The organism is Plesiomonas sp. ISS29 (assembly GCF_056522795.1).
The window spans coordinates 2799642-2821372 of record NZ_JAWRZQ010000001.1 but is presented as its reverse complement, the minus strand read 5'-3'; the positions used below and the strand labels follow the sequence as shown (position 1 = coordinate 2821372).

Annotated in this window: 20 protein-coding genes; 14 read left to right on the top strand and 6 right to left on the bottom strand. The window is 48.4% G+C overall.

All coding sequences use genetic code 11. The features are described from left to right. Window positions 1-70: 70 nt before the first annotated feature. The 5 genes from tkt to mscS all read left to right on the top strand — a co-directional run bounded on the left by tkt (window position 71) and on the right by mscS (window position 7000). Complete coding sequence (gene tkt, locus AC1HDJ_RS12665; RefSeq protein ID WP_479536096.1) at window positions 71-2068, top strand: transketolase; 1998 nt, start codon at window positions 71-73, stop codon at window positions 2066-2068. 158 nt (window positions 2069-2226) lie between these two features. Further along, window positions 2227-3243, top strand: a complete 1017-nt coding sequence (gene epd, locus AC1HDJ_RS12660) for an erythrose-4-phosphate dehydrogenase (RefSeq protein ID WP_479536095.1) — start codon at window positions 2227-2229, stop codon at window positions 3241-3243. A 114-nt stretch (window positions 3244-3357) separates the two neighbouring features. After that, the gene (pgk, locus tag AC1HDJ_RS12655; protein WP_479536094.1) at window positions 3358-4521 is read left to right on the top strand and encodes a phosphoglycerate kinase; all 1164 of its coding nucleotides are present in this window, start codon (window positions 3358-3360) and stop codon (window positions 4519-4521) included. Between the two features lie 110 nt (window positions 4522-4631). Beyond that, a complete protein-coding gene (gene fbaA / locus AC1HDJ_RS12650) occupies window positions 4632-5708 on the top strand; it encodes a class II fructose-bisphosphate aldolase (RefSeq protein WP_479536093.1) in 1077 nt (358 codons plus the stop codon). A gap of 407 nt (window positions 5709-6115) precedes the next feature. Beyond that, a complete protein-coding gene (gene mscS / locus AC1HDJ_RS12645) occupies window positions 6116-7000 on the top strand; it encodes a small-conductance mechanosensitive channel MscS (protein ID WP_479536092.1) in 885 nt (294 codons plus the stop codon). Window positions 7001-7147: 147 nt separating this feature from the next. Here the strand turns inward: mscS and purN are convergent, their stop codons facing one another. Both purN and purM read right to left on the bottom strand, forming a co-directional pair. Further along, window positions 7148-7798 carry a phosphoribosylglycinamide formyltransferase gene (gene purN, locus AC1HDJ_RS12640; protein ID WP_479536091.1) on the bottom strand — a complete coding sequence of 217 codons (651 nt, stop codon included), beginning with the start codon at window positions 7796-7798 and terminating at the stop codon, window positions 7148-7150. Continuing rightward, window positions 7798-8838, bottom strand: a complete 1041-nt coding sequence (gene purM / locus AC1HDJ_RS12635; RefSeq protein WP_479536090.1) for a phosphoribosylformylglycinamidine cyclo-ligase — start codon at window positions 8836-8838, stop codon at window positions 7798-7800. The genes purN and purM overlap by 1 nt, the downstream gene beginning before the upstream one ends. 234 nt (window positions 8839-9072) lie before the next feature. On the opposite strand from purM, the gene upp reads away from it, so the two are divergent. The 3 genes from upp to hda all read left to right on the top strand — a co-directional run bounded on the left by upp (window position 9073) and on the right by hda (window position 12171). After that, window positions 9073-9699 carry a uracil phosphoribosyltransferase gene (gene upp, locus AC1HDJ_RS12630; protein ID WP_479536089.1) on the top strand — a complete coding sequence of 209 codons (627 nt, stop codon included), beginning with the start codon at window positions 9073-9075 and terminating at the stop codon, window positions 9697-9699. Between the two features lie 257 nt (window positions 9700-9956). Then, window positions 9957-11387 carry a DUF2066 domain-containing protein gene (locus tag AC1HDJ_RS12625; protein WP_479536088.1) on the top strand — a complete coding sequence of 477 codons (1431 nt, stop codon included), beginning with the start codon at window positions 9957-9959 and terminating at the stop codon, window positions 11385-11387. Window positions 11388-11469: 82 nt separating this feature from the next. After that, window positions 11470-12171 carry a DnaA inactivator Hda gene (hda, locus tag AC1HDJ_RS12620; protein WP_438622853.1) on the top strand — a complete coding sequence of 234 codons (702 nt, stop codon included), beginning with the start codon at window positions 11470-11472 and terminating at the stop codon, window positions 12169-12171. Window positions 12172-12262: 91 nt separating this feature from the next. Here the strand turns inward: hda and AC1HDJ_RS12615 are convergent, their stop codons facing one another. Further along, entirely contained in the window at window positions 12263-12715 is a 453-nt protein-coding gene (locus tag AC1HDJ_RS12615) for a DUF2069 domain-containing protein (RefSeq protein ID WP_479536087.1), read from the bottom strand. Between the two features lie 61 nt (window positions 12716-12776). After that, on the bottom strand, window positions 12777-14291 hold the full coding sequence (gene bepA, locus AC1HDJ_RS12610; protein ID WP_479536086.1) for a beta-barrel assembly-enhancing protease: 1515 nt from the start codon (window positions 14289-14291) through the stop codon (window positions 12777-12779). Between the two features lie 118 nt (window positions 14292-14409). On the opposite strand from bepA, the gene AC1HDJ_RS12605 reads away from it, so the two are divergent. Both AC1HDJ_RS12605 and AC1HDJ_RS12600 read left to right on the top strand, forming a co-directional pair. After that, entirely contained in the window at window positions 14410-14631 is a 222-nt protein-coding gene (locus tag AC1HDJ_RS12605) for a hypothetical protein (RefSeq protein WP_479536085.1), read from the top strand. A gap of 24 nt (window positions 14632-14655) precedes the next feature. Then, the gene (locus AC1HDJ_RS12600) at window positions 14656-15726 is read left to right on the top strand and encodes an AI-2E family transporter (protein ID WP_479536084.1); all 1071 of its coding nucleotides are present in this window, start codon (window positions 14656-14658) and stop codon (window positions 15724-15726) included. Between the two features lie 90 nt (window positions 15727-15816). Here the strand turns inward: AC1HDJ_RS12600 and bcp are convergent, their stop codons facing one another. Both bcp and AC1HDJ_RS12590 read right to left on the bottom strand, forming a co-directional pair. Further along, window positions 15817-16287, bottom strand: coding sequence for a thioredoxin-dependent thiol peroxidase (bcp, locus tag AC1HDJ_RS12595; protein WP_479536083.1), 471 nt, complete (start codon window positions 16285-16287; stop codon window positions 15817-15819). A 116-nt stretch (window positions 16288-16403) separates the two neighbouring features. Further along, a complete protein-coding gene (locus AC1HDJ_RS12590) occupies window positions 16404-16967 on the bottom strand; it encodes a glycine cleavage system transcriptional repressor (RefSeq protein WP_479536082.1) in 564 nt (187 codons plus the stop codon). 153 nt (window positions 16968-17120) lie between these two features. Between AC1HDJ_RS12590 and dapA the strand changes: the two genes are divergently transcribed. From dapA to ypfJ, 4 genes are all read left to right on the top strand, one after another. After that, window positions 17121-17999: a 4-hydroxy-tetrahydrodipicolinate synthase gene (gene dapA / locus AC1HDJ_RS12585; protein WP_479536081.1), complete on the top strand. Its 879-nt coding sequence runs from the start codon at window positions 17121-17123 to the stop codon at window positions 17997-17999. A 15-nt stretch (window positions 18000-18014) separates the two neighbouring features. Then, entirely contained in the window at window positions 18015-19091 is a 1077-nt protein-coding gene (gene bamC / locus AC1HDJ_RS12580) for an outer membrane protein assembly factor BamC (RefSeq protein ID WP_479536080.1), read from the top strand. A gap of 162 nt (window positions 19092-19253) precedes the next feature. Beyond that, window positions 19254-19967, top strand: coding sequence for a phosphoribosylaminoimidazolesuccinocarboxamide synthase (purC, locus tag AC1HDJ_RS12575; protein WP_438641174.1), 714 nt, complete (start codon window positions 19254-19256; stop codon window positions 19965-19967). Window positions 19968-20494: 527 nt separating this feature from the next. Continuing rightward, the gene (gene ypfJ / locus AC1HDJ_RS12570; protein ID WP_479536079.1) at window positions 20495-21433 is read left to right on the top strand and encodes a KPN_02809 family neutral zinc metallopeptidase; all 939 of its coding nucleotides are present in this window, start codon (window positions 20495-20497) and stop codon (window positions 21431-21433) included. Window positions 21434-21731: the final 298 nt, after the last annotated feature.

Genomic DNA, 21731 nt, shown 5'->3' with positions numbered 1-21731 from the left:
GCGACTCTGAGAAAATGATTCCCTATTTCGTGTTTTGTCCTTCCGCCCTGCTAATTTTCAGGAGTAGAAAATGCCTTCTCGCAAAGAACTTGCTAATGCCATCCGTGTACTGAGTATGGATGCCGTACAAAAAGCCAACTCGGGTCACCCCGGCGCTCCTATGGGAATGGCCGACATTGCCGAAGTTCTGTGGCGTGATTTTTTAAAGCACAACCCGACCAACCCAGCATGGGCTGATCGCGACCGTTTTATCCTCTCTAACGGCCATGGTTCAATGCTGATTTACAGCCTGCTGCACCTGAGCGGTTACGATCTGTCTATTGATGATTTGAAGCAGTTCCGTCAACTGCATTCACGTACCCCAGGCCACCCTGAATATGGCTATGCACCGGGTATTGAAACCACCACTGGCCCTTTAGGTCAGGGCATTACCAATGCGGTGGGTATGGCAATGGCGGAAAAAGCGCTGGCGGCACAGTTTAACCGCCCAGGCCACGACATTGTTGACCACTTCACCTACTGCTTCTTGGGTGATGGCTGCATGATGGAAGGTATTTCACACGAAGCTTGTTCACTGGCCGGTACGCTGGGTCTGGGCAAACTGGTTGCGTTCTATGATGATAACGGTATCTCTATCGATGGCCATGTAGAAGGCTGGTTCACTGATGATACCGGCATGCGTTTTGAAGCGTATGGCTGGCATGTTATCCGTGGTGTTGATGGTCACAATGCAACCGCAATTAAAGCCGCAGTTGAAGAAGCGCGTGCGGTAACGGATAAGCCATCACTGATCATCTGCAAAACCATCATTGGTTTTGGTTCACCAAATAAATCCGGTTCGCACGACTGCCACGGTTCACCGCTGGGTGATAAAGAAATTGCTGCAGCACGTGAGTTCTTGGGCTGGAAAGAAGAGCCTTTTGTTATCCCAAGTGATATTTATGCGCAGTGGGATGCCAAAGAGCAAGGCACAGCAAAAGAGCAGCAGTGGGATGCACAATTTGCCGCTTACCGCGCTGCATTCCCTGAGCTGGCCGCTGAATTTGAACGCCGCGTAATCAAAGGCGAACTGCCAGCTAACTGGGCACAAGCATCTACCCAGTTCATTGAGCATCTGCAAGCGAATCCGGCGAAAATTGCTAGCCGTAAAGCATCACAAAATACACTCGAAGCGTTCGGTAAATTGCTGCCGGAGTTTATGGGTGGTTCTGCTGACTTAGCACCGTCTAACCTGACCATGTGGTCTGGCTCTAAATCGGTCAGCGGCAACGATATGGCCGGTAACTACATTCACTACGGTGTGCGTGAGTTCGGTATGTCAGCCATTATGAACGGCATCGCGCTGCACGGTGGTTTCATTCCTTACGGCGCAACTTTTCTGATGTTTATGGAATATGCCCGTAATGCTCTGCGTATGGCCGCGCTGATGAAGAAACGCGCTATTTTTGTGTATACCCATGACTCTATCGGTCTGGGTGAAGATGGCCCAACTCACCAACCGGTTGAGCAAATTGCCTCTTTGCGTCTGACACCAAACATGAGCACATGGCGTCCGTGTGATCAGGTTGAATCTGCAGTGGCGTGGAAATACGCTATTGAGCGTCAAGATGGCCCATCAGCGCTGATTTTCTCCCGTCAGAATCTGGCGCAGATGGATCGTAACGCGACTCAACTGGCCGATGTTGCCCGTGGCGGTTATGTCCTCAAAGATTGCACCGGCACACCGGAGCTGATCTTCATTGCAACCGGTTCAGAAGTTGAGCTGGCAATGCAAGCGGCTGAGCAACTTACTGCCGAAGGCCGTCAGGTTCGCGTAGTTTCAATGCCGGCAACCGATGTGTTTGATAAGCAAGATGCCGCTTACCGTGAATCTGTTCTGCCAGCAGCGGTTACAGCGCGTGTTGCTGTTGAAGCTGGAATTGCTGATTTCTGGTACAAATATGTCGGTTTTGGTGGCCGTATTGTCGGTATGACTACCTTTGGTGAGTCAGCACCGGCTGAACTGCTGTTTAAAGAGTTTGGTTTCACCGTAGAAAATGTGGTCGCAAAAGCGAAAGAGATCCTGTAATTAACATAATGTTAATGGCAAAAGCTTACCGTTATCGCCTTGCATGGCGGTGAGCTTTACCCTGTATTTTTCCCCCTATTTTCAACAAAGAGCTGCCTTAGGCAGCTTTTTTTGTTTAGAAAATGTGTTTAGGGAAAACCACTTTTAAGGAACACTGCATGGCAATTCGGGTTGCAATTAATGGTTTTGGCCGCATTGGCCGCAGTATTGTTCGCGCTTTGTATGAAAGCGGTCAGCGTGAGCTGATTCAAATTGTAGCAATCAATGAGTTAGCCGATCCGGCCGGCATTGCGCATTTACTGCAATATGACTCCACACACGGGCGTTTTTCTTGCTGCGTGCGCGCAGAGGAAGAGACATTATCCATAGAAGGTGATACGATTCAGCTATTACATATCCGTGAGTTAGCGCAACTGCCGTGGGCGCAATTAAACGTTGATATCGTGCTTGATTGTACCGGAAAGTTTGGTAGCAGGGCTGACGGTGAGCTGCATCTGCAAGCAGGGGCGAAGAAAGTGCTTTTTTCGCATCCGGCGGATAATGATATTGATGCAACCGTTATTTATGGTGTGAATCATACCCAGTTACGGGCTAGCGATAAGATAGTCTCGAATGGCTCTTGTACCACCAACTGCATCGTACCGATTATTAAGGTGTTAGATGATGCGTTCGGTATTAACTCCGGCACGATAACCACGATTCACTCGGCCATGCACGATCAACCGGTGATAGATGCTTACCATACCGATTTGCGTCGGGCACGAGCGGCAAGCCAGTCAATTATTCCGGTAGATACCAAATTGGCGAAAGGCATTGAACGGATTTTTCCGAAATTTTCCGACAGATTTGAAGCTATCGCTGTGCGAGTGCCCACAATAAATGTCACCGCGATGGATTTAAGTGTGACATTGAGCACGGATGTGAAAGTTTGCAACGTAAACCAGGCCCTGCAACGGGCGGCGCAAACCGCATTACATGGTATAGTTGACTATACTGAAGCACCTTTAGTTTCGATTGATTTTAATCACGATAGCCATAGCGCTATTGTGGATGGAACACAAACCCGCGTCAGTGGGCAGCGGTTGGTGAAAACGCTGGTCTGGTGCGATAACGAGTGGGGGTTTGCCAACCGAATGTTGGATACCACACGTGTTATGGCAGAGATAGGGTTGTAAACGATACTGATTGTTAACGTGTAGATACCGGCAAAATAGCCACAGTGTTTCGCACTATGATGACTTTTACCGTCTGCATTTAAAATCTTCATGGAATTAAAAAGAGGACTCACCATGTCTGTTATTAACATGACTGATCTGGAACTGGCTGGAAAACGTGTACTGATCCGTGCTGACCTGAACGTACCTGTAAAAGAGGGCAAAGTGACCTCTGATGCACGTATCCGTGCTTCTCTCCCGACGATTGAACTGGCCCTGAAACAAGGCGCATCTGTCATGGTCACGTCTCACTTAGGTCGTCCGACTGAAGGTGAGTACAACGAAGAGTTCTCTTTACTGCCTGTTGTAAACTATCTGAAAGATGTACTGGATGCACCTGTGCGTCTGGCAAAAGACTACCTTGATGGCGTTGATGTTGCAGCCGGTGAACTGGTTGTGCTGGAAAACGTTCGCTTCAACAAAGGCGAGAAAAAAGACGACGAAGCGCTGTCAAAGAAATATGCAGCACTGTGTGATGTTTTTGTGATGGATGCTTTTGGTACTGCGCACCGCGCACAAGCTTCTACCCACGGCGTAGCAAAATTCGCTCCTATCGCTTGTTCAGGCCCGCTGCTGTCAGCAGAGCTTGATGCGCTGGGCAAGGCGATGAAAGAGCCTGCTCGCCCGATGATCGCTATCGTAGGCGGTTCAAAAGTATCAACCAAACTGACCGTTCTTGAGTCACTGTCTAAAATTGCTGATCAGCTGGTTGTCGGTGGTGGTATTGCTAACACCTTTATCGCTGCGGCAGGTCACAACGTGGGTAAATCCCTGTGTGAAGCTGACTTACTTGATACTGCCAAGAAGTTGGCCGCTGAGTGCGATATTCCAGTAACCACTGATGTTGTTGTGGGTAAAGAGTTCTCTGAAACTACACCTGCAACTATCAAAGCGGTTAGTGATGTATCTGATGATGACATGATCTTTGATATCGGCCCAGACTCTGCAGAAGTGCTGGCTGAGATCATCATGAAAGCGAAAACTATTTTGTGGAACGGCCCAGTGGGCGTGTTTGAGTTTGACCAGTTTGCAAAAGGTACTGAAGTGATCGCGCGCGCAATCGCCGCATCACCAGCATTCTCTATTGCAGGCGGTGGCGATACTCTGGCCGCTATCGACAAGTTTGGTATTGCTGATCAAGTCTCTTACATCTCTACCGGCGGCGGTGCTTTCCTTGAGTTCGTTGAAGGTAAAGTTTTACCAGCAGTAGCGATGCTCGAAGCGCGCGCTAAAGCGTAATATTACCGACGGGAGGCAAATGCCTCCCGCTCTTTGTGGCTGATTATTATCAATAATCAGCGCAAACGTCTTATTGATTTAATCACGGCTGACGATACAGGACTAGGAACATGTCTAAAATTTTCGATTTCGTAAAACCAGGCGTTATCACTGGCGATGACGTACAGAAAGTTTTTGTAGTTGCAAAAGCGAACCAATTTGCTCTGCCTGCGGTAAACGTAGTAGGTACTGACTCTGTTAACGCCGTACTGGAAGCTGCAGCGAAAGTTCGTGCGCCAGTTATCGTTCAATTCTCTAACGGTGGTGCTCAGTTCTTCGCGGGCAAAGGTCTGAAACTTGAAGGCCAGCAAGCAGCGATTCTGGGTGCAATCACAGGTGCGCAGCACGTTCATGCAGTTGCTGAAGCCTACGGTGTGCCGGTTATTCTGCACACTGACCATGCAGCGAAAAAACTGCTGCCGTGGATCGATGGCCTGCTAGATGCCGGTGAAAAGCACTTTGCACAAACCGGTAAGCCACTGTTCTCTTCTCACATGCTGGATTTGTCAGAAGAGTCACTGGAAGAGAACATCGACATTTGCTGCGAGTACCTGACTCGTATGGCGAAAATGAACATGACTCTGGAACTGGAACTTGGTTGCACTGGTGGTGAAGAAGATGGCGTAGACAACAGCCATTTGGACCAATCATCGCTGTACACTCAACCAGAAGATGTGGCTTACGCTTACGAGCGTCTGAGCGCAATCAGCCCACGTTTCACTATCGCGGCCTCTTTCGGTAACGTACACGGCGTGTACAAGCCAGGTAACGTGAAGCTGACTCCATCTATTCTGGATGCTTCTCAAAAGTTCGTCTCTGAGAAATTCGGTCTGCCAGCAAAAAGCCTAGACTTCGTATTCCACGGTGGTTCAGGTTCTACTGCAGAAGAGATCTCTGAATCTATCAGTTACGGCGTAGTGAAAATGAACATCGATACCGATACCCAGTGGGCAACATGGGAAGGTGTTCTGGGTTACTACAAAACGAACGAAGCTTACCTGCAAGGTCAACTGGGCAACCCAGATGGCGCTGATAAGCCAAACAAAAAGTACTATGATCCACGTGCATGGCTGCGTGCTGCACAAAGCACCATGATTGCTCGTTTGGAAAAAGCATTTAAAGAGCTGAACGCGGTCGACGTTCTGTAATTTATTGCCTGATTATATTTAATATTAAGCCACTGATTTTCAGTGGCTTTTTTTTGTTTTATTTTCCCATTTTCTGCTGATTTTGTAGACTACTACTGATTTTATTGGCCGCTATGCACTGATGATCGGAGTGTAATAACGGTAATATAACCTGTTTGTGTCAGCGTTATTGCTGGCCAAAATAATCGAGATTTATTTTACTGCTTATTCATTTTTCTGATTTGTCTTATTGCGTATCAGGTTATATCCGTTTATTTTGCCTTCCTTTAAAAGCCCGGTGAATTTGGCAATGTGGCCTATTTAGCTTACTATGTGCGGCTTGCTATTTTTTTATACGAAGTGCCGCTGTATCAGCCGCATTACAATAATATTTTTATGATAAACAGTAACAACACAGAGGAAATAGAATGAAGCCGACCGAACCTTTAAATCCGCTCGATCCGCTTGATGTGGTAGACACCATTCAGCATGCCGGTAACTGGGTTGTTGATAATCAGGGTTTGCTGATTCAGTATGCCGTTAACCTTGTTGCCGCATTTTTAATCTTTATTTTCGGCTGGTTGGTGGCACGTATTGTGTCAAATACCATCAACAAACTGATGCTGAAAAAAGGTATAGATCGTGCAGTCAGCCATTTTGTGCGCTCACTGGTGCGTTATGCCATTATTGTTTTCACCCTGATGGCAGCTCTCGGCCGCTTGGGCGTTGAAACATCATCGGTTATTGCGGTTATTGGTGCGGCAGGTTTAGCGGTAGGTTTAGCGCTGCAAGGCTCACTGTCTAACTTTGCTGCTGGTGTCTTGATTGTCGGTTTTCGCCCATTCCGTGCCGGTGATTTTGTTGATCTGGGTGGCGTATCTGGTACTGTTGAAAGCGTACAAATTTTCTCTACCATTATTTGTACCGGTGATAAGAAAACCGTTATTATTCCGAATGCGGCTATTATGAGCGGTAAGATTATTAACTTCTCTTTGGAAGAGAACCGCCGTGTTGATTTGCTGATTAGCGTGGGCTACGAAGCAGATATTGATCAGGTAAAAGAGGTATTGGCTTCAGTTGTTAATGCTGATGACCGTATTCTAGCTGATTTAGGCTGCACGATTCGTATGATGACCATGGGTGCATCGTCATTAGATTTCGTGGTTCGTCCGTGGGTTAAAAATGCTGATTACTGGAATGTTTATTTTGATCTGATGGAAAATATTAAAAAAGCACTCGATGCCAATAATATTAATATTCCTTATCCACAAATGGATGTTCATGTTCGTCAGCAAAATAAAATCGGTGAATAATCGTTCCCCAGAACAACGGTTGATGCAATAAGCTATTCGTATCGCCGACATAAAAAAAGCGCCCATAGTGGCGCTTTTTTTATTGGATACCGCAAAATAAACTAAACCCGCTGAAGCGGGTTTAGGGGGCTGAGTATTTGGCCGGATTTATTCGGCGGCGTAGCCCTGTTCCGGTAATGGTTTACCATCCATCCAGGCTTGGTTTTCCTGATAGCTTAAGCGGCCATCAAGATACCAATTAATGACCAACGGATAGCTGCGGTGTTCCTGCTCCTGCACCCGCTGAGCAACCTCAGCGGCCGTGTCATCTTCAAAAATCGGTACTTGAGCTTGCAGAATAATCGGGCCGCCATCGAGCTGCTCGGTCACAAAGTGAATGCTGGCTCCGTGCACGGTATCACCGGCATCAATGGCGCGTTGGTGAGTATTCAATCCACGGTATTTTGGCAATAGCGAAGGGTGAATATTCAGCAGCTTGCCGCTGAACTGCTGTACAAACGTGCTGTTGAGTACACGCATAAACCCGGCTAAGACCACCAGATCGGGCTGATAGCGGGAAACGGCTTCAGCAAGTGCTGCATCAAAGCTGTCACGGTCGGCAAAATCACGCTGGCGCAGAACTTCAGCCGGAATGTTAGCTGACTGGGCACGTTCGAGCGCAAAGGCATCAGCGCGATCACTGATCACTGCTGTGACCTGACCCTGAATACGGCCAGACTCACAGGCATCAAGAATAGCCTGCAAGTTAGAGCCATTACCGGAAGCTAAAACAACGATATTTTTGGATGACGAATGCATTAACGGATAACCACTTGTTGTTCATGAGAAGTTGCTGTCTCGATAATACCGATTTGCCACGCTTTTTCACCTGCTGATGTCAGAATTTTTAGCGCATTCTCAACTTCAGCTTGTGGAAGGGCGATAATAATGCCTACACCACAGTTAAATGTGCGGTACATTTCGTGCGTAGAGACATTACCGTTCTCTTGTAACCAGTGGAAAATGGCCGGCCATTGCCAGCTACTCTCATCGATAACAGCTTTGGTTTTTTCCGGTAGAACGCGCGGAATATTCTCCCAGAAGCCGCCACCGGTTAAGTGGGCAACCGCATGCAAATTGGCTAGTGCAATTAGCTGCAACACCGAGCGAACGTAAATGCGGGTAGGTTCAAGCAGGTGATCGGCCAGCGGTTTACCGTCGAGGATGGTGGTTAAAGGGTCTTGTTCGCTAACGGCCAGAATTTTACGCACTAGAGAATAACCGTTTGAGTGCGGGCCGCTTGAGGCTAGCGCAATCAGGGCATCGCCCGGCTGCACTTTGCTGCCATCAAGGATCTCTGACTTTTCAACTACGCCGACACAAAAACCGGCGACATCATAATCTTCACCGTGATACATCCCCGGCATCTCAGCGGTTTCGCCGCCAACCAGTGCGCAGCCGGAAAGTTCACAGCCTTGCGCAATACCGGTGATGACGGCTGCGGCAGTCTCGACATCGAGTTTACCGGTTGCATAATAGTCGAGGAAAAACAGGGGCTCTGCGCCCTGAACAATCAGATCATTAACGCACATGGCCACCAGATCAATACCGATAGTGTCGTGGCGCTTAAGATCCATCGCCAAACGCAGCTTTGTACCTACACCGTCAGTGCCTGAAACCAGAATCGGTTCGCGGTATTTTTGGGGGATAGCACACAGTGCCCCAAAACCACCTAATCCGCCCATAACTTCAGGTCGGCGGGTTCGGCCGACAACACCTTTGATCCGATCAACTAACGCGTTACCTGCATCAATATCTACACCAGCATCTTTGTAGCTCAGGGAGGTCTTGTTGCTCACGGGGATTCCTCGCGGTTTAGTCCAAGGTTTAAACTAGGCATGGTTATTCTACCAGTGAAGGCAATCGTTTGCGAGGTGTTGCGTAAAAAGCCAGCTAAACAGTTATCAGGATGTAAAAAGAGTCGGGAAGTGGTGAACTTGTGCGCAGTTAGACAGCGTTTGCTACCGTAGCGGCCAATTTTCGGTGTATAATCCGTCGATTTTATTTCAGGCTGGTGTTTAAGGAGTAAGGCGATGAAAGTTGTTGAGGTCAAACATCCTCTGGTGAAGCACAAACTGGGGTTGATGCGTGAAGCTGAGATCAGCACTAAGCGTTTCCGAGAACTGGCATCTGAAGTCGGCAGTCTGTTGACGTATGAAGCAACGGCAGATCTGGAAACCGAGAATGTTACCATTGATGGTTGGTGCGGTAAAGTAGAAGTTGAGCAGATCAAAGGTAAGAAGATTACCGTTGTGCCAATTTTACGCGCCGGTTTAGGGATGATGGATGGTGTGTTAGAACACGTGCCGAGTGCCCGTATCAGTGTTGTTGGTATCTATCGGGATGAAGAGACGCTAGAGCCTGTCCCCTACTTCCAAAAATTGGTCTCTAACATTGAAGAGCGTCTGGCACTGGTGGTTGACCCTATGCTGGCAACCGGTGGCTCAATGATTGCGACCATTGATTTGCTGAAAAAAGCCGGTTGTAACAGCATTAAGGTGCTGGTACTGGTGGCCGCGCCGGAAGGCATTGCAGCGCTGGAAAAGGCACATCCGGATATTGAGCTATATTGTGCATCAGTGGATAAGTGTCTCAATGAGCAGGGCTATATTATCCCTGGTCTAGGTGATGCTGGCGATAAAATTTTCGGCACTAAATAAGGTTTTCCTTACCTGTTGCCATCAACGCCGCGTAAAGCGGCGTTTTGCATTCTCTTTTCTGCTGTGTGTCTTTGTATCCCTATTCATACTCTTCTGAGTTTTTATATTTTTATTTTTTGTCTTTATCTATCCTTTAATACTTTTCTTTTTATGACATAACAAAGACAGATGATGTTAGTGCCTGATTGCGCTAGGCTGTGACTCTGTTTTTGGTATTTTTATATTCGTTTTTGCTGTTATCAATGAGGTCGACAGGTATGCAGATCAGAAATCTTTTAGCCGGCGGGTTACTGCTGTTGACGGTGGGTGCTCAGGCTGCCGAAATGGGGGATTTTTATCAGGTTCGTATACCGGTCAGCAGTGATAGCATCTCTGATGCCGAACGTGTTCAGGCATTAGACGATATGCTCATTCGTTTCAGTGGATTACGGACACTTCCTGCAACGCCTGCTCTGAAAACTGCGCAGCAACAGGTGCAACGTTATATCAACCAAACTAATATCAGGAATGAGAACGGGGCGCGTACGGTTGATATTCGTTTTGATAAGGGTGGTATACAGCAGCTTGCACATGAGTTGGCTCTGCCGCAGTGGAGCAGTAACCGGCCAACGTTGATGTTATGGCTGGTGGATAACCAATCCGGCAACGGTAATGCCGCACAGCGGATCATGCAAGATCAGGAGTACTCGGCGGCCCGTGAGCAGATCCGGGTAGCGGCGATGGCGCGCGGAATTTCAGTATTACTGCCGCTCGGTGATCTTGATGACAATATGGCGGTATCGCCTTCTGATGTGCAGGGGAATTTTATCAAACCGATTGCGCAGGGCAGTGAGCGCTATCAGCCGGATGCAGTACTGGTCGCGACACTGAATACCGACTCACTGACATGGCGGCTCTATGATGGCAAGCCAGAAACGCTGTTAACGGCCATGCCTGAAGCGCCTGTACACACGCTCACCGGCGCGCCTGATCAGACTGTTGCTGAGATGATCCAGCAAATTGCAGATATTTATGCGCAAAAATCAGGCGATGCGCTTGGCGCAGGTGCTACCTCCGTTGCTGTAAAGTCAGGTTCGCTGGCGCAGGCCTATGCGGCACAGGATTCTTCTATTCAGCCCGATGTATCTGCCCAAGCGGTTGATTCAGCCCAAACTCAAATTCAAGCCCAAGCTCAAACTCAAACTCAAGCTTCGGCCGCACCAGCATCAACAGTGTCAGCGATGGTTGCCGAGCAAACTGCGCCTGTCTCTACATCAGCAACGGCCTCTTCTCCTGCTATGGTTGCGATTACTGGCCCAGAAGGGCAGTCAGTAATGCCTGATGTAGCAACGGTGGGTGGCTATGCGGGCACGGCTAAAACCACTAAGCCATCAGTGCCAGCCCCTTCGGCAATATTACCGAGCATGAATTACCCCTCTACGCCGCTTACGGAAAATCAGTATGCGGTGGTGGTGGCCGGGATCACTACGCCGGATCAGCTGGTTAATACCGGCAAAGCGTTGGCACAGATCAAGGCTTTTGGTGATGTTCAGATGATTGGCCTTGCAGGTAGCGAGGTTGAATATCATGTACAACTGAAAGGAGCACTGACGGATGCCGAGCGTGAACTGGCAGCAAGCGGATCGTTTAAAATGGATTCTGGCAACACAACGCAGGGAAAAGTACTAAAATATCAATGGGGATCGTAACAGATCTTTAGGTTGGTTCTCTCGTTGCGGTGAACATGGTAGACTTAGCAACAGTCTTAGCTAAGAGTGGACTCGAGTGGATCTGAATACACCGGCTCAGTTGTCGTTACCGATAAATCTTCCTGATGATGAAACGTTCTCTAGTTTTTATCCGGGAAAAAACCAGCAATTACTGGATGCGATTCAAGCACTGATCAGTGCCGAAAGTGGGGGATACCTCTATTTTTGGGCGCGTAAAGGTGCGGGGCGTAGCCATTTGTTGCATGCGGCTTGTGCTGAGTTATCGCAGCAAAATCAGGCGGTAGGATACGTTCCTCTGGATAAACGTGCCTATTTTGGCCCTGATGTGCTCGAAGGCATGGAGCATCTGGCGCTGGTTTGTATCGATAATATTGAGCTGATCGCCGATGATCCTGAGTGGGAGCTGGCGATATTTGATCTGTATAACCGGATCAGAGAGCAGGGCCAGACACGCTTGCTGATCGCCGGTGATCAAGCGCCTCGTCAGTTGCAACTGACATTGCCTGATCTGGCTTCACGCTTAGATTGGGGGCAGATCTATAAGCTGTTTCCGTTGGCCGATGAAGACAAACTGCAGGCATTGCAATCTCGGGCAAAATTGCGCGGGTTTGAAATGCCTGAAGATGTTGGGCGCTTTCTGCTTAAGCGGTTGAGCCGTGATATGCGTACGTTATTTGATACGCTAGACACGCTTGATCATGCCTCTATGGTCGCGCAACGTAAGCTGACCATCCCTTTCGTGAAAGAGATCTTGTCTCTATAGCGTTTTCTCAGTGAATGTTGCCCGAATTGGTTCGGGTTACAGGCTGTTTTTTTAGTGCCGCTACCGAGTAATGCGTATCTAATATTGAGATTTAGCTCTGCTTTTTCTTTAACTTTAAGCCTAGCTCTTTGCCGCGCTTTCGGGCAAACAGCAGATTAAAACAGAAGCTGCCACTGGTTAGCAGCAGTTCGATTATTCCAAACAGACGTTCGCCCTCATCAATACTGATAATCGTCAGCGCATGAATAAAGTAGAGCATCAGCACGAAGTTAGCCCATGCGTGTGTGTACGCTTTTCCCTGCATAATGCCTTTTAGCGGAAACAGCAGTGGAATACTCCAGCCGAGTGTCACTGCCCACGGGGCAACGTGTGGATGGGGTGATAACAAGGCATGCCACAGTATCTGCCAAGCCAATAAGCTAAGCCAAAACAGGCGGGAAGCCTGCCAGAAGCGGGTGGTATCGGCAGCCATGGGTATGGCTGATGCTATAGAACTCGGTGCGATAACGTTCGGTGGTGAGGAAGTGCGGGTACGGTGCGGCATACAAACATCCTGTTGTTATCAACCCGTTGCCGTAAATTAAGCGGCGGCAACGGCTTCCTGTTTATGATTTGAACTTGCTGTAGCGGCTTTGCAGTTGGCGCAGTTGATCAATACGGGCATCGTAACGCGCCTGCTTGAGGCTGTTGAGCACCACCATTTTACTGGCTGATGAGAGCAGGCTAATCGCCTCTTCAAAATTTCCTTGTAAGGCACTATTCTCTGCTCGGGCAGCCAGTTCGGCATCACGCTGATTTAAGCTGGCATACACTTCGGCAGACAGGCCCCACGCATTCATATCTGTCGGGTTGGCAAAGGTGTAGCGCTCTAGTAAGCGAACCGCTTCCTGACTACGGCCCGCTTTTAGGTAAGTATTGGCCAGATTAAGCTGTAACACGGCACTGTGTGGCTGGGCTTGCAGGGCTTTTTGTAAACGGCTGACGGCAGCGGCACTGTGCTTTTGCTCAATATCAATATCGGTCATCAGATCGATATACCACAGATTATTCGGCTGCTGGCTGAGCAATGGTTGCAGTGCGCTTCTGGCTTGATCGAATTTTCGGTTCTGGTAACTGAGCAGGGCCTTGCCATACTGTGCGGCAGTTTTTTCCTGTGTATTGCCCTGCTTAAGTTGCTGATCAAGTAGGGCGTTTGACAGTACCCGATCGCCGCTGCCGTACATACCCAACAGGCGAATTTTAGCCAGTTGAAAATCAAGTGAGAGTGCCGGATGGCGCTGCGGCATACTGCTGGCGCGGGTTTGTGCTTCGGCCAGACGGCTTTCCGGCAATGGGTGAGTCAGTAAAATTTCAGGCGGTTTGCTGGCATAACGGTACTGTGCAGCCAGTTTTTCGAGGAAAGAGGGCGAGCCTTGCGGGTCAAAACCGGCCCGTGATAACAGGGCGATACCGATACGGTCAGCCTCTTGCTCATTTCCCTGTGTAAAAGAGATCATGTTTTGCTGTGAACCGGCCAGTGTACCGCTCAGTGCTGCCATACCCATTTGCGGGTTGGCCATCGCCAATAGCATAGAACCAATTGCCGCCGCCCAGGTGACCGGAGCGGAACGTTGTTGTTCTTCCATCGCGCGCGCCAGATGGCGCTGGGTTACATGCGAGATCTCATGGGCCATGACAGAGGCCAGTTCACTCTCATTGTCTGCCGTTAAAATCAAACTGGAGTGCAGAACAACATTGCCACCAAAAAAGGCAAACGCATTGAGGTTGTTGTTACGGATGAGCAGAAAGTTAAACGGTGTTCGTACCGAGTCAGCTTGTTTGACCAAGCGCTCACCAAGGTTACTCAGATAGCTGTTTAGGAGCGGATCGTAAATCAGTGGTGCACTGCCGCGCATCTGGCGCAGATAGAAATCGCCAAGTTCGAGTTCTTGGTTGATACTAAGTACACTACCGCCTGCGGTGCCGATATCAGGCAGATCTTGGCTGATGGCCTGATCAGTACTTAACCCCGGCAGTGTTGGTGGCAGGGCGGCGTAAGCTGATGGCAACATGACACTGCTGTTAAACATGGCAGTGGTGAGAAGTGTGGCAATCACTGAGCGAGATAATCGGTGCATCATGATCTTCTCTTATACAATCCTTGGTTTACAGTAGACCCAGATCAGCACGGGAAGTTCTTCTGCTGATGAGTGCTCTCCTTTACAATATCGCCACATCTTACACTGTCAGCAAGATGTTATGGAAATGATTCAGATTGATTTACGCGCTCTGCGTTGCCCATTATTGCTGTTGCAGGTGAAAGCGGCCCTGCGAATTTACCCTGATGCCCGTTATATGCAGTTTCACCTTGCGGGATCTGCAGAACTTACCGATATTACCCGTGTGGTACAGGCTGCCGGTTGGCGCGTGTCTCATTACCATGAATCTCAGGCCGTTGTCGTTGAAATTGTGCGGGCATGAGCGTTCACAAGGAGTTTGTTGTTCATGTTGGATGTTTTGTTACGTTGGTATCGCCAGCGTTTTTCTGATCCACAAGCGGTCAGTTTGGCGCTGATTTTACTGCTCGGATTTGGCACTCTGTATTTTTTCAGCAGTTTGATTACTCCGCTGCTGGTGGCGTTGGTGCTGGCTTATCTGCTCGAGTGGCCGGTGACCCGTTTGGTCAAAATAGGGCTGCCGCGTACCGCCTCGGTTGCGGTGGTAATGTCTGCTTTTGTCGGTATCATGTTGATTTCTTTGCTGGTGTTGGTGCCAAATCTATGGCAACAGTGTGCTAATCTGGCACGCGATATTCCGGCCATTTTGAATAAATTTCATGACTATGTCGGCTCGCTGCCTGATCACTACCCTGATTATATTGATTACTCGATGATTGATACCCTGACCTCCAGCCTGAAAGATAAATTTCTGGCGGTAGGCGAATCAGTGCTTAAGTTGTCATTGGCCTCACTGGTAAATCTTGTCGCGCTGGCGGTGTATTTGGTGCTTGTTCCCTTGATGGTGTTTTTTCTGCTCAAAGATAAAACCCAGATGTTTACCGGTGTAATGCGTTTTCTGCCCAAAAACCGCTACTTAGTTGGCAAAGTGTGGACAGAGATGAATCAGCAGATCACCAACTATATTCGCGGGAAAGTGATAGAGATTATGGTGGTTGGTATTGCTACCTACCTGACATTTATCTTCTTTGGGTTGAATTACCCGCTATTGCTGGCTGTTCTGGTCGGGCTATCGGTCTTGATCCCCTATATTGGTGCGGCATTGGTGACCATTCCGGTGGCCTTGGTGGCGTTGTCACAATGGGGGCTTTCAACCGAATATTGGTATTTGCTGGTGGCCTATCTAGTGATTCAGGGGCTAGATGGTAATGTGCTGGTTCCTGTGCTGTTCTCTGAGGCGGTAAACCTGCATCCGTTGATGATCATTATTTCAGTGCTGGTTTTTGGCGGATTATGGGGGTTTTGGGGGGTATTTTTCGCCATTCCGCTGGCTACCCTTATCAAGGCTGTGGTCAATGTCTGGCCTGCGGCCGAAGAGCCGCCGATGGAAGTGGCATAAACGCCGCACTCTTTGAATCACCTAATGTTGAACTAGGCAATAAAAAAGGGCATATCATGCCCTTTTTTGTTTTATCTGGTGGGAAGCTAGTTACTGTGCTGCGGCAAGATAATTGAGTACGGCTTCGTGGTGATCTTTGGTTTTAAAGCTGTCAAACACATGGGCGATGACCCCATTTTCATCAATCAGGAAACTGATGCGATGAATACCGTCATACACTTTGCCCATAAACTTTTTCTCGCCCCAGACACCAAACTGCTCGGCAACCTGATGTTGTTCATCTGATAACAGCGTGAAATTGAGCATCTCTTTTTCAGCAAAGCGCGATAGTTTTTCTGGCTTATCTGTACTGATACCGAGAACATCAACGCCGTAGGCTTTTAGCTCACTGCTGCTGTCACGCAAGCCACACGCCTGTACCGTACAGCCGGGCGTCATTGCTTTGGGGTAAAAGTAGATCAGTACTTTTCCGCCTTGATAATCGCTCAGGCTAATCTCTTCACTGTCTTGATCAAGCAGAGTAAATGCAGGGGCTTTATCGCCAACCTTGAGTGTGTGCATAACGTAATAATCCTTGCTGCGATGATGGATTTTTCTTTATGGTGTTATCAAGTGAACTCACGAACAACTTACTTTTTTATGAATATAATCAATTGATTAATTCAGCAGGTCAGCGCCTATTGCGTGGTGTCTGGTTGCGAATGAACCACAACATTGATAGCGCCCTGTGCCCCTAGTTTTTGACACAATGCGTGAAAATCATCAATCAATGTTTGTTGTTTGGGTGCTGAAATGTGGCTGCGCGCTGCAATTTGAATGCTCAGCAACGGTGCTGTATGCGGGCGAGCTAAGGTTTTTGAGGCTAACTCGGCAATATCTAACTGACGCGAGGCAAAAAAGTCAGTGAACTTTTCGATAATGTGCGCAGAGTCATCAACATCAATTTGTACCCAGACAGTGGCCGGATAAGGTGGTTTTGGGTTGCACTCGGTACGCTTCATCACGATCATCAAATCAAGTTCTGCACCGGCTAATGGCAGGGTAGATTCAATCCGTGCAATGGCATTCCAGCTGCCAGAAAGCAGCATAATGAAGGTGAACTCACCGCCAAGCAGTGCAAGCCGGCTGTCTTCGATATTGCAATCGCAACTGCTGACATGCCGGGTGATGGTGTTAACAATGCCCGGCCGATCAGCGCCAACAGCAGTGAGCACCAAATAATGTGCTTGAGGTTCCTGCACGAGAATTCCCCCTGAAAGAGTTGATTATTGCATGGTAACACAAAATTTTTCGTTTCTGCGGGGCAAAACGCAACGAGATTCGTGTTGTGTTACTTGCATTTATGCGCCAGTAAAAAGTACCATGATCAGTCAAAACTCAAGGGAGAAAATCAGATGTTTTCAGGAAGCATTGTAGCACTAGTAACGCCACTGGATCAGGCCGGCGAGGTTGATTATGCAAGCCTGAAAAAGTTGGTGGAGTATCATATCAGCAGTGGCACACATGCGATTGTTGCTATGGGAACCACCGGTGAATCAGCAACCTTGAGTGTGGAAGAGCATATTAAGGTCGTCCTGAAAACGCTAGAGTATGCCAACGGGCGTATTCCCGTAATTGCAGGCACAGGCGCAAATGCCACCGCAGAAGCGATTACACTGACGAAAATGTTTAACGATACCGGTGTCGCTGGCTGTTTAAGTGTTACGCCGTACTATAATAAGCCAACCCAAGAGGGGTTGTTCCGCCATTATAAAGCCATTGCCGAGCAGACAGACTTGCCGCAAATTCTTTATAATGTGCCGGGCCGTACCGGGTGTGATTTGTTGCCAGAAACTGTCGCGCGCTTGGCTCAAATCCCCAATATTGTGGCACTTAAAGAAGCGACTGGTGATATCGCACGGGTTAAACAAATCCATGCGCTAACCGGCCCTGACTTTGTGTTACTCAGCGGTGATGATGCATCGACACTTGATTTTATCCGCGAAGGCGGTTGTGGCGTGATCTCGGTGACTGCCAACATTGCGGCTACCGACATGAGCAAAATGTGTGAACTGGCATTAGCCGGTGATTTTACTGCTGCACAGGCGATTAACGAGAAACTGATGCCGTTGCATCACGAGCTGTTTATTGAGTCCAACCCGATTCCGGTGAAGTGGGCTTGTTATCGTTTAGGTATGATGAGTGGTAACATGTTACGCTTGCCACTGTTGCCGTTGAGTGATGCTGCAACGCCGCGTGTTGAACAGGCGCTGTCTGCGGCAGGTTTACTCTAATTTTTGGGAGTTGGAATGGCTCACTTGTTTAAGGGCACTGCGGTGCTGAAAAATACACTGTCAGTGAAAAGTGTGCTTGGGTTATCGTTGGTGATGGCGTTAACCGCCTGTTCATCTGACGGTGGTCGTTATAAGCGTGAAGTAAATGGTAACGACAGTTATCTGAATATCCCGGCTTCCGATACGCTGGTGTGGCCTGCGGGCGTTTCAGCTCCGTTAGCCTCGAATGATTACTTGATTCCGGCGGCTACACAAGGCGCAGTAGGCAAGCAAGTGGATATTCGTCCGCCAGTGCAGGTGATGCCGCTACTTAATGGTGCGCGTACCCAGCTTGATGGTGATACCGCCGTAGCGGTGCTTGAATCACGTGTATATTCTGCAGCTAGCTTGTGGGGTAACCTGCTCAATACGCTGCAACGTGAGAAAATCACTATTGCTGCACAGACTCCGGCAGATATGGCGCTGACTACCGATTGGGTTAGCTGGGTACAAGGCTCTGACAGTGAAACTGTGCGCGCCCGTTACCAGATTAGCGTCAAAGGTGAGGGTTACAATACTCAGCTGATCAGCCGTCTGACCGATTTGCAAGACAGCACCGGCCAGAGCATTGCCGTTGCGGCCGACCGCTCACGCTACAGCGCAATGATGCTCAACCGTATTATGATGAGTATGGATGAGCAGAGCCGTGCACAAGAAGCGGCGCGTGTAGCAGGCCAGAGTGGCGGTATGCCAGTGGCTGCCGGACAAGATAATACCGGCTTGCCGGTGTACGTAGTTCGTGCCGGATATGACAGTGTTTGGGCGCGTTTGCCTGATGTTCTGGCAAAACTTGGCTTTAGTGTTGATGAGCGTAATCGTCCGCAAGGTCAGGTGACATTATCGTATAAAAATATCGGTGATGAAGGCTGGAAAGCGCTGGGCACAACTGATCCTGAACTGTCGCGCAGTGCTTATAAGCTGCAAGTCGGTGATTTGGGCAACCGCACCACAGTGGCGCTGACCGATGCAGATGGCAAGCCGTTATCTGATAGCACCTTCAACGCCTTACTGCCGGCGATGCAAGCTGCGTTTGGCAATGGTGTAAATCCATAATCATTATTATCAAAAGGGGCTTCGGCCCCTTTTTTGTTCTTGAATTTTGCTATTGAAATTGCATGCCTGCGATACGCTGTACTGCGCTAACGGGGGCATTTATACCGTGTTGGATCTTATTGAACCACCTTCAATCATTGAAATGGACATGGAGTAGTAACAATGCAGAAGCAAGCTGAACTGTATCGTGGTAAAGCAAAGACCGTTTACAACACCGAAAATCCAGACTTTCTGGTTTTGGAGTTCCGTAATGACACCTCTGCTTTTGATGGTCAGCGTATTGAGCAGCTTGATCGTAAGGGAATGGTAAATAACAAGTTTAACTATTTCATTATGACCAAACTGGCTGAAGCGGGTATTCCAACCCAGATGGAGCGTCTGCTTTCTGATACCGAAGCTTTGGTGAAGAAACTGGATATGGTGCCGGTTGAGTGCGTGGTGCGTAATCGTGCGGCAGGTTCACTGGTGCGCCGTTTAGGTGTGCAAGAGGGCATGGAGCTGACTCCGCCAACCTTTGAGATGTTCCTGAAAAATGATGAGCTGCATGATCCTATGGTCAATGAGTACCACTGCCGTTCATTTGGTTGGGTCAGTGATGAGCATCTTGATCGTATGAAAACGCTGAGTTTTCAGATTAACGATGTATTAAAAGCGCTGTTTGCCGATGCAGGTTTGATTCTGGTTGATTACAAGCTGGAGTTTGGTCTGTTCCACGGAGAGATTGTTCTGGGTGATGAGTTCTCACCGGATGGTTGCCGTTTGTGGGATAAAGACACACTGAAAAAGCTGGATAAAGACCGTTACCGTCAGGGGTTAGGTGGTGTGGTTGAAGCGTACGAAGAAGTGGCTCAGCGTTTAGGCATTGTGCTGGCGTAACCCGCTTTTTTTACCCTAAAAAGCAATCGTTTACGTCTGTTTTTTTTAGGGGGGCGTGATCAGGGCGAGTACTGAGAGGTGCTCACCCTGATCCTGTTTTATGAGAGCCTTTTTAAGGTATTTACATTTAATTCATTCATGGATTAATTAGTTGAGTTTATTGATTCGGGCCTTATTTTTCTCATCTCATCTCATCTCATCTCATCTCATCTCATATTCTTTTATTTTTATGTCTGTGATGTTTTAGGCTAACAGTTGTACTGAGTTGTACTGAGTTGTACTGAGTTGTACTGATAGTTGTGCTAACTATCGTGCGGGTTACTGTACCGGTGATTGTTTAAAACAGAGTGTGACAGATGCAATAGTACAAAATAGAGGCAAAAATAGCCGTAAATGCCTACGCTTTAACCTGTTGATAGCAGGTATGTAGATGTGACGTTGTTGAGACGTTACCCTGTATGCATGAGAGTGTATATAGGTAGCAATGCTGCGCTGTTTAGCTCAGCAAAGCTGCCGCAGGAGGCTGTATGCGTTGGCGCGATAAGCGAGAAAGTTCAAATGTAGAAGACCGCAGAGATGATCCGGCCGGTAATGGCATGGGTGGCCGTGGTATGGGCGGAGGGTTTCCTGTCGGCGGCGGTAAAGGCCGTATCATTATTTTACTGATAGTGATTGGCGGGCTGTTTTTTGGTGTTGATTTAACCGGATTACTTGGCCCCGGAAATGGGCTTTCTGGCATGGTACCTGCTGATGATGTGCAGTCTATTCCGGTTTCACCCCTGCCACCTTCAGGCTCGGTTCAGCCGATGAAAAAAACAACACCGGATGATGAGCTGGCTAAATTTACCTCGGTAGTTTTGGCATCAACCGAAGATGTCTGGGGGCAGTTATTTCAGCAAAGTAATCAGACATACCAGCAACCGCGTTTGGTGCTGTATCGCAATATGACGGGCACCGGCTGCGGTGCGGGGCAGGCGGTGATGGGGCCATTTTACTGTCCGGCAGATAAAACGGTGTATATAGACCTGTCTTTTTATCAGGATCTGAAAAACAAGCTAGGTGCGCCGGGCGATTTTGCCCAAGCTTATGTGGTGGCACATGAGGTTGGCCACCATGTGCAGCAACAACTGGGCATTGAAGCGAAAACGCGTCGGGCACAAAAAGGCATGAGTGAGGCTAAGGCAAATCAGTTATCCGTTAAAATGGAGTTACAAGCCGATTGTTTTGCCGGTGTCTGGGCGTATTACATGCAAAAAGATCAATCACTGGAAGTAGGAGATATTGAAGAGGCCTTGAATGCGGCAGAATCAATCGGTGATGATCGCTTGCAAAAACAAGCCAGTGGGCGGGTTGTGCCTGATAGTTTTACCCATGGCACGTCAGCACAGCGGGTTAATTGGTTTCAGCGTGGTTTTAGTTCGGGGAAACCTTCGCAATGCGATACCTTTTCGGCTACTACTCTTTAATCAGCCGATGAGCGTGCATGTGTGAAAGTGTACTCACCGGTGTATGGTCAAATATATTTAGTATTCGGTGTGAATACCGTATTTATTACTGCTTGGTGTGCAGGTTGTTAGCCGCACACCAACGCATAAATCAGGTTCATATTATTGACGCGTAGTCATCATCACATCAACAGCCATCACATCAATAATCATTGCAACAACAAGTATTGCAACAGTAAGCATAGCATCCAAAATGGTTTTCGTGCCGCAAGAATAATTTTTATCATATTGATTATTCAGTTCTTATTGAATGGTTGTG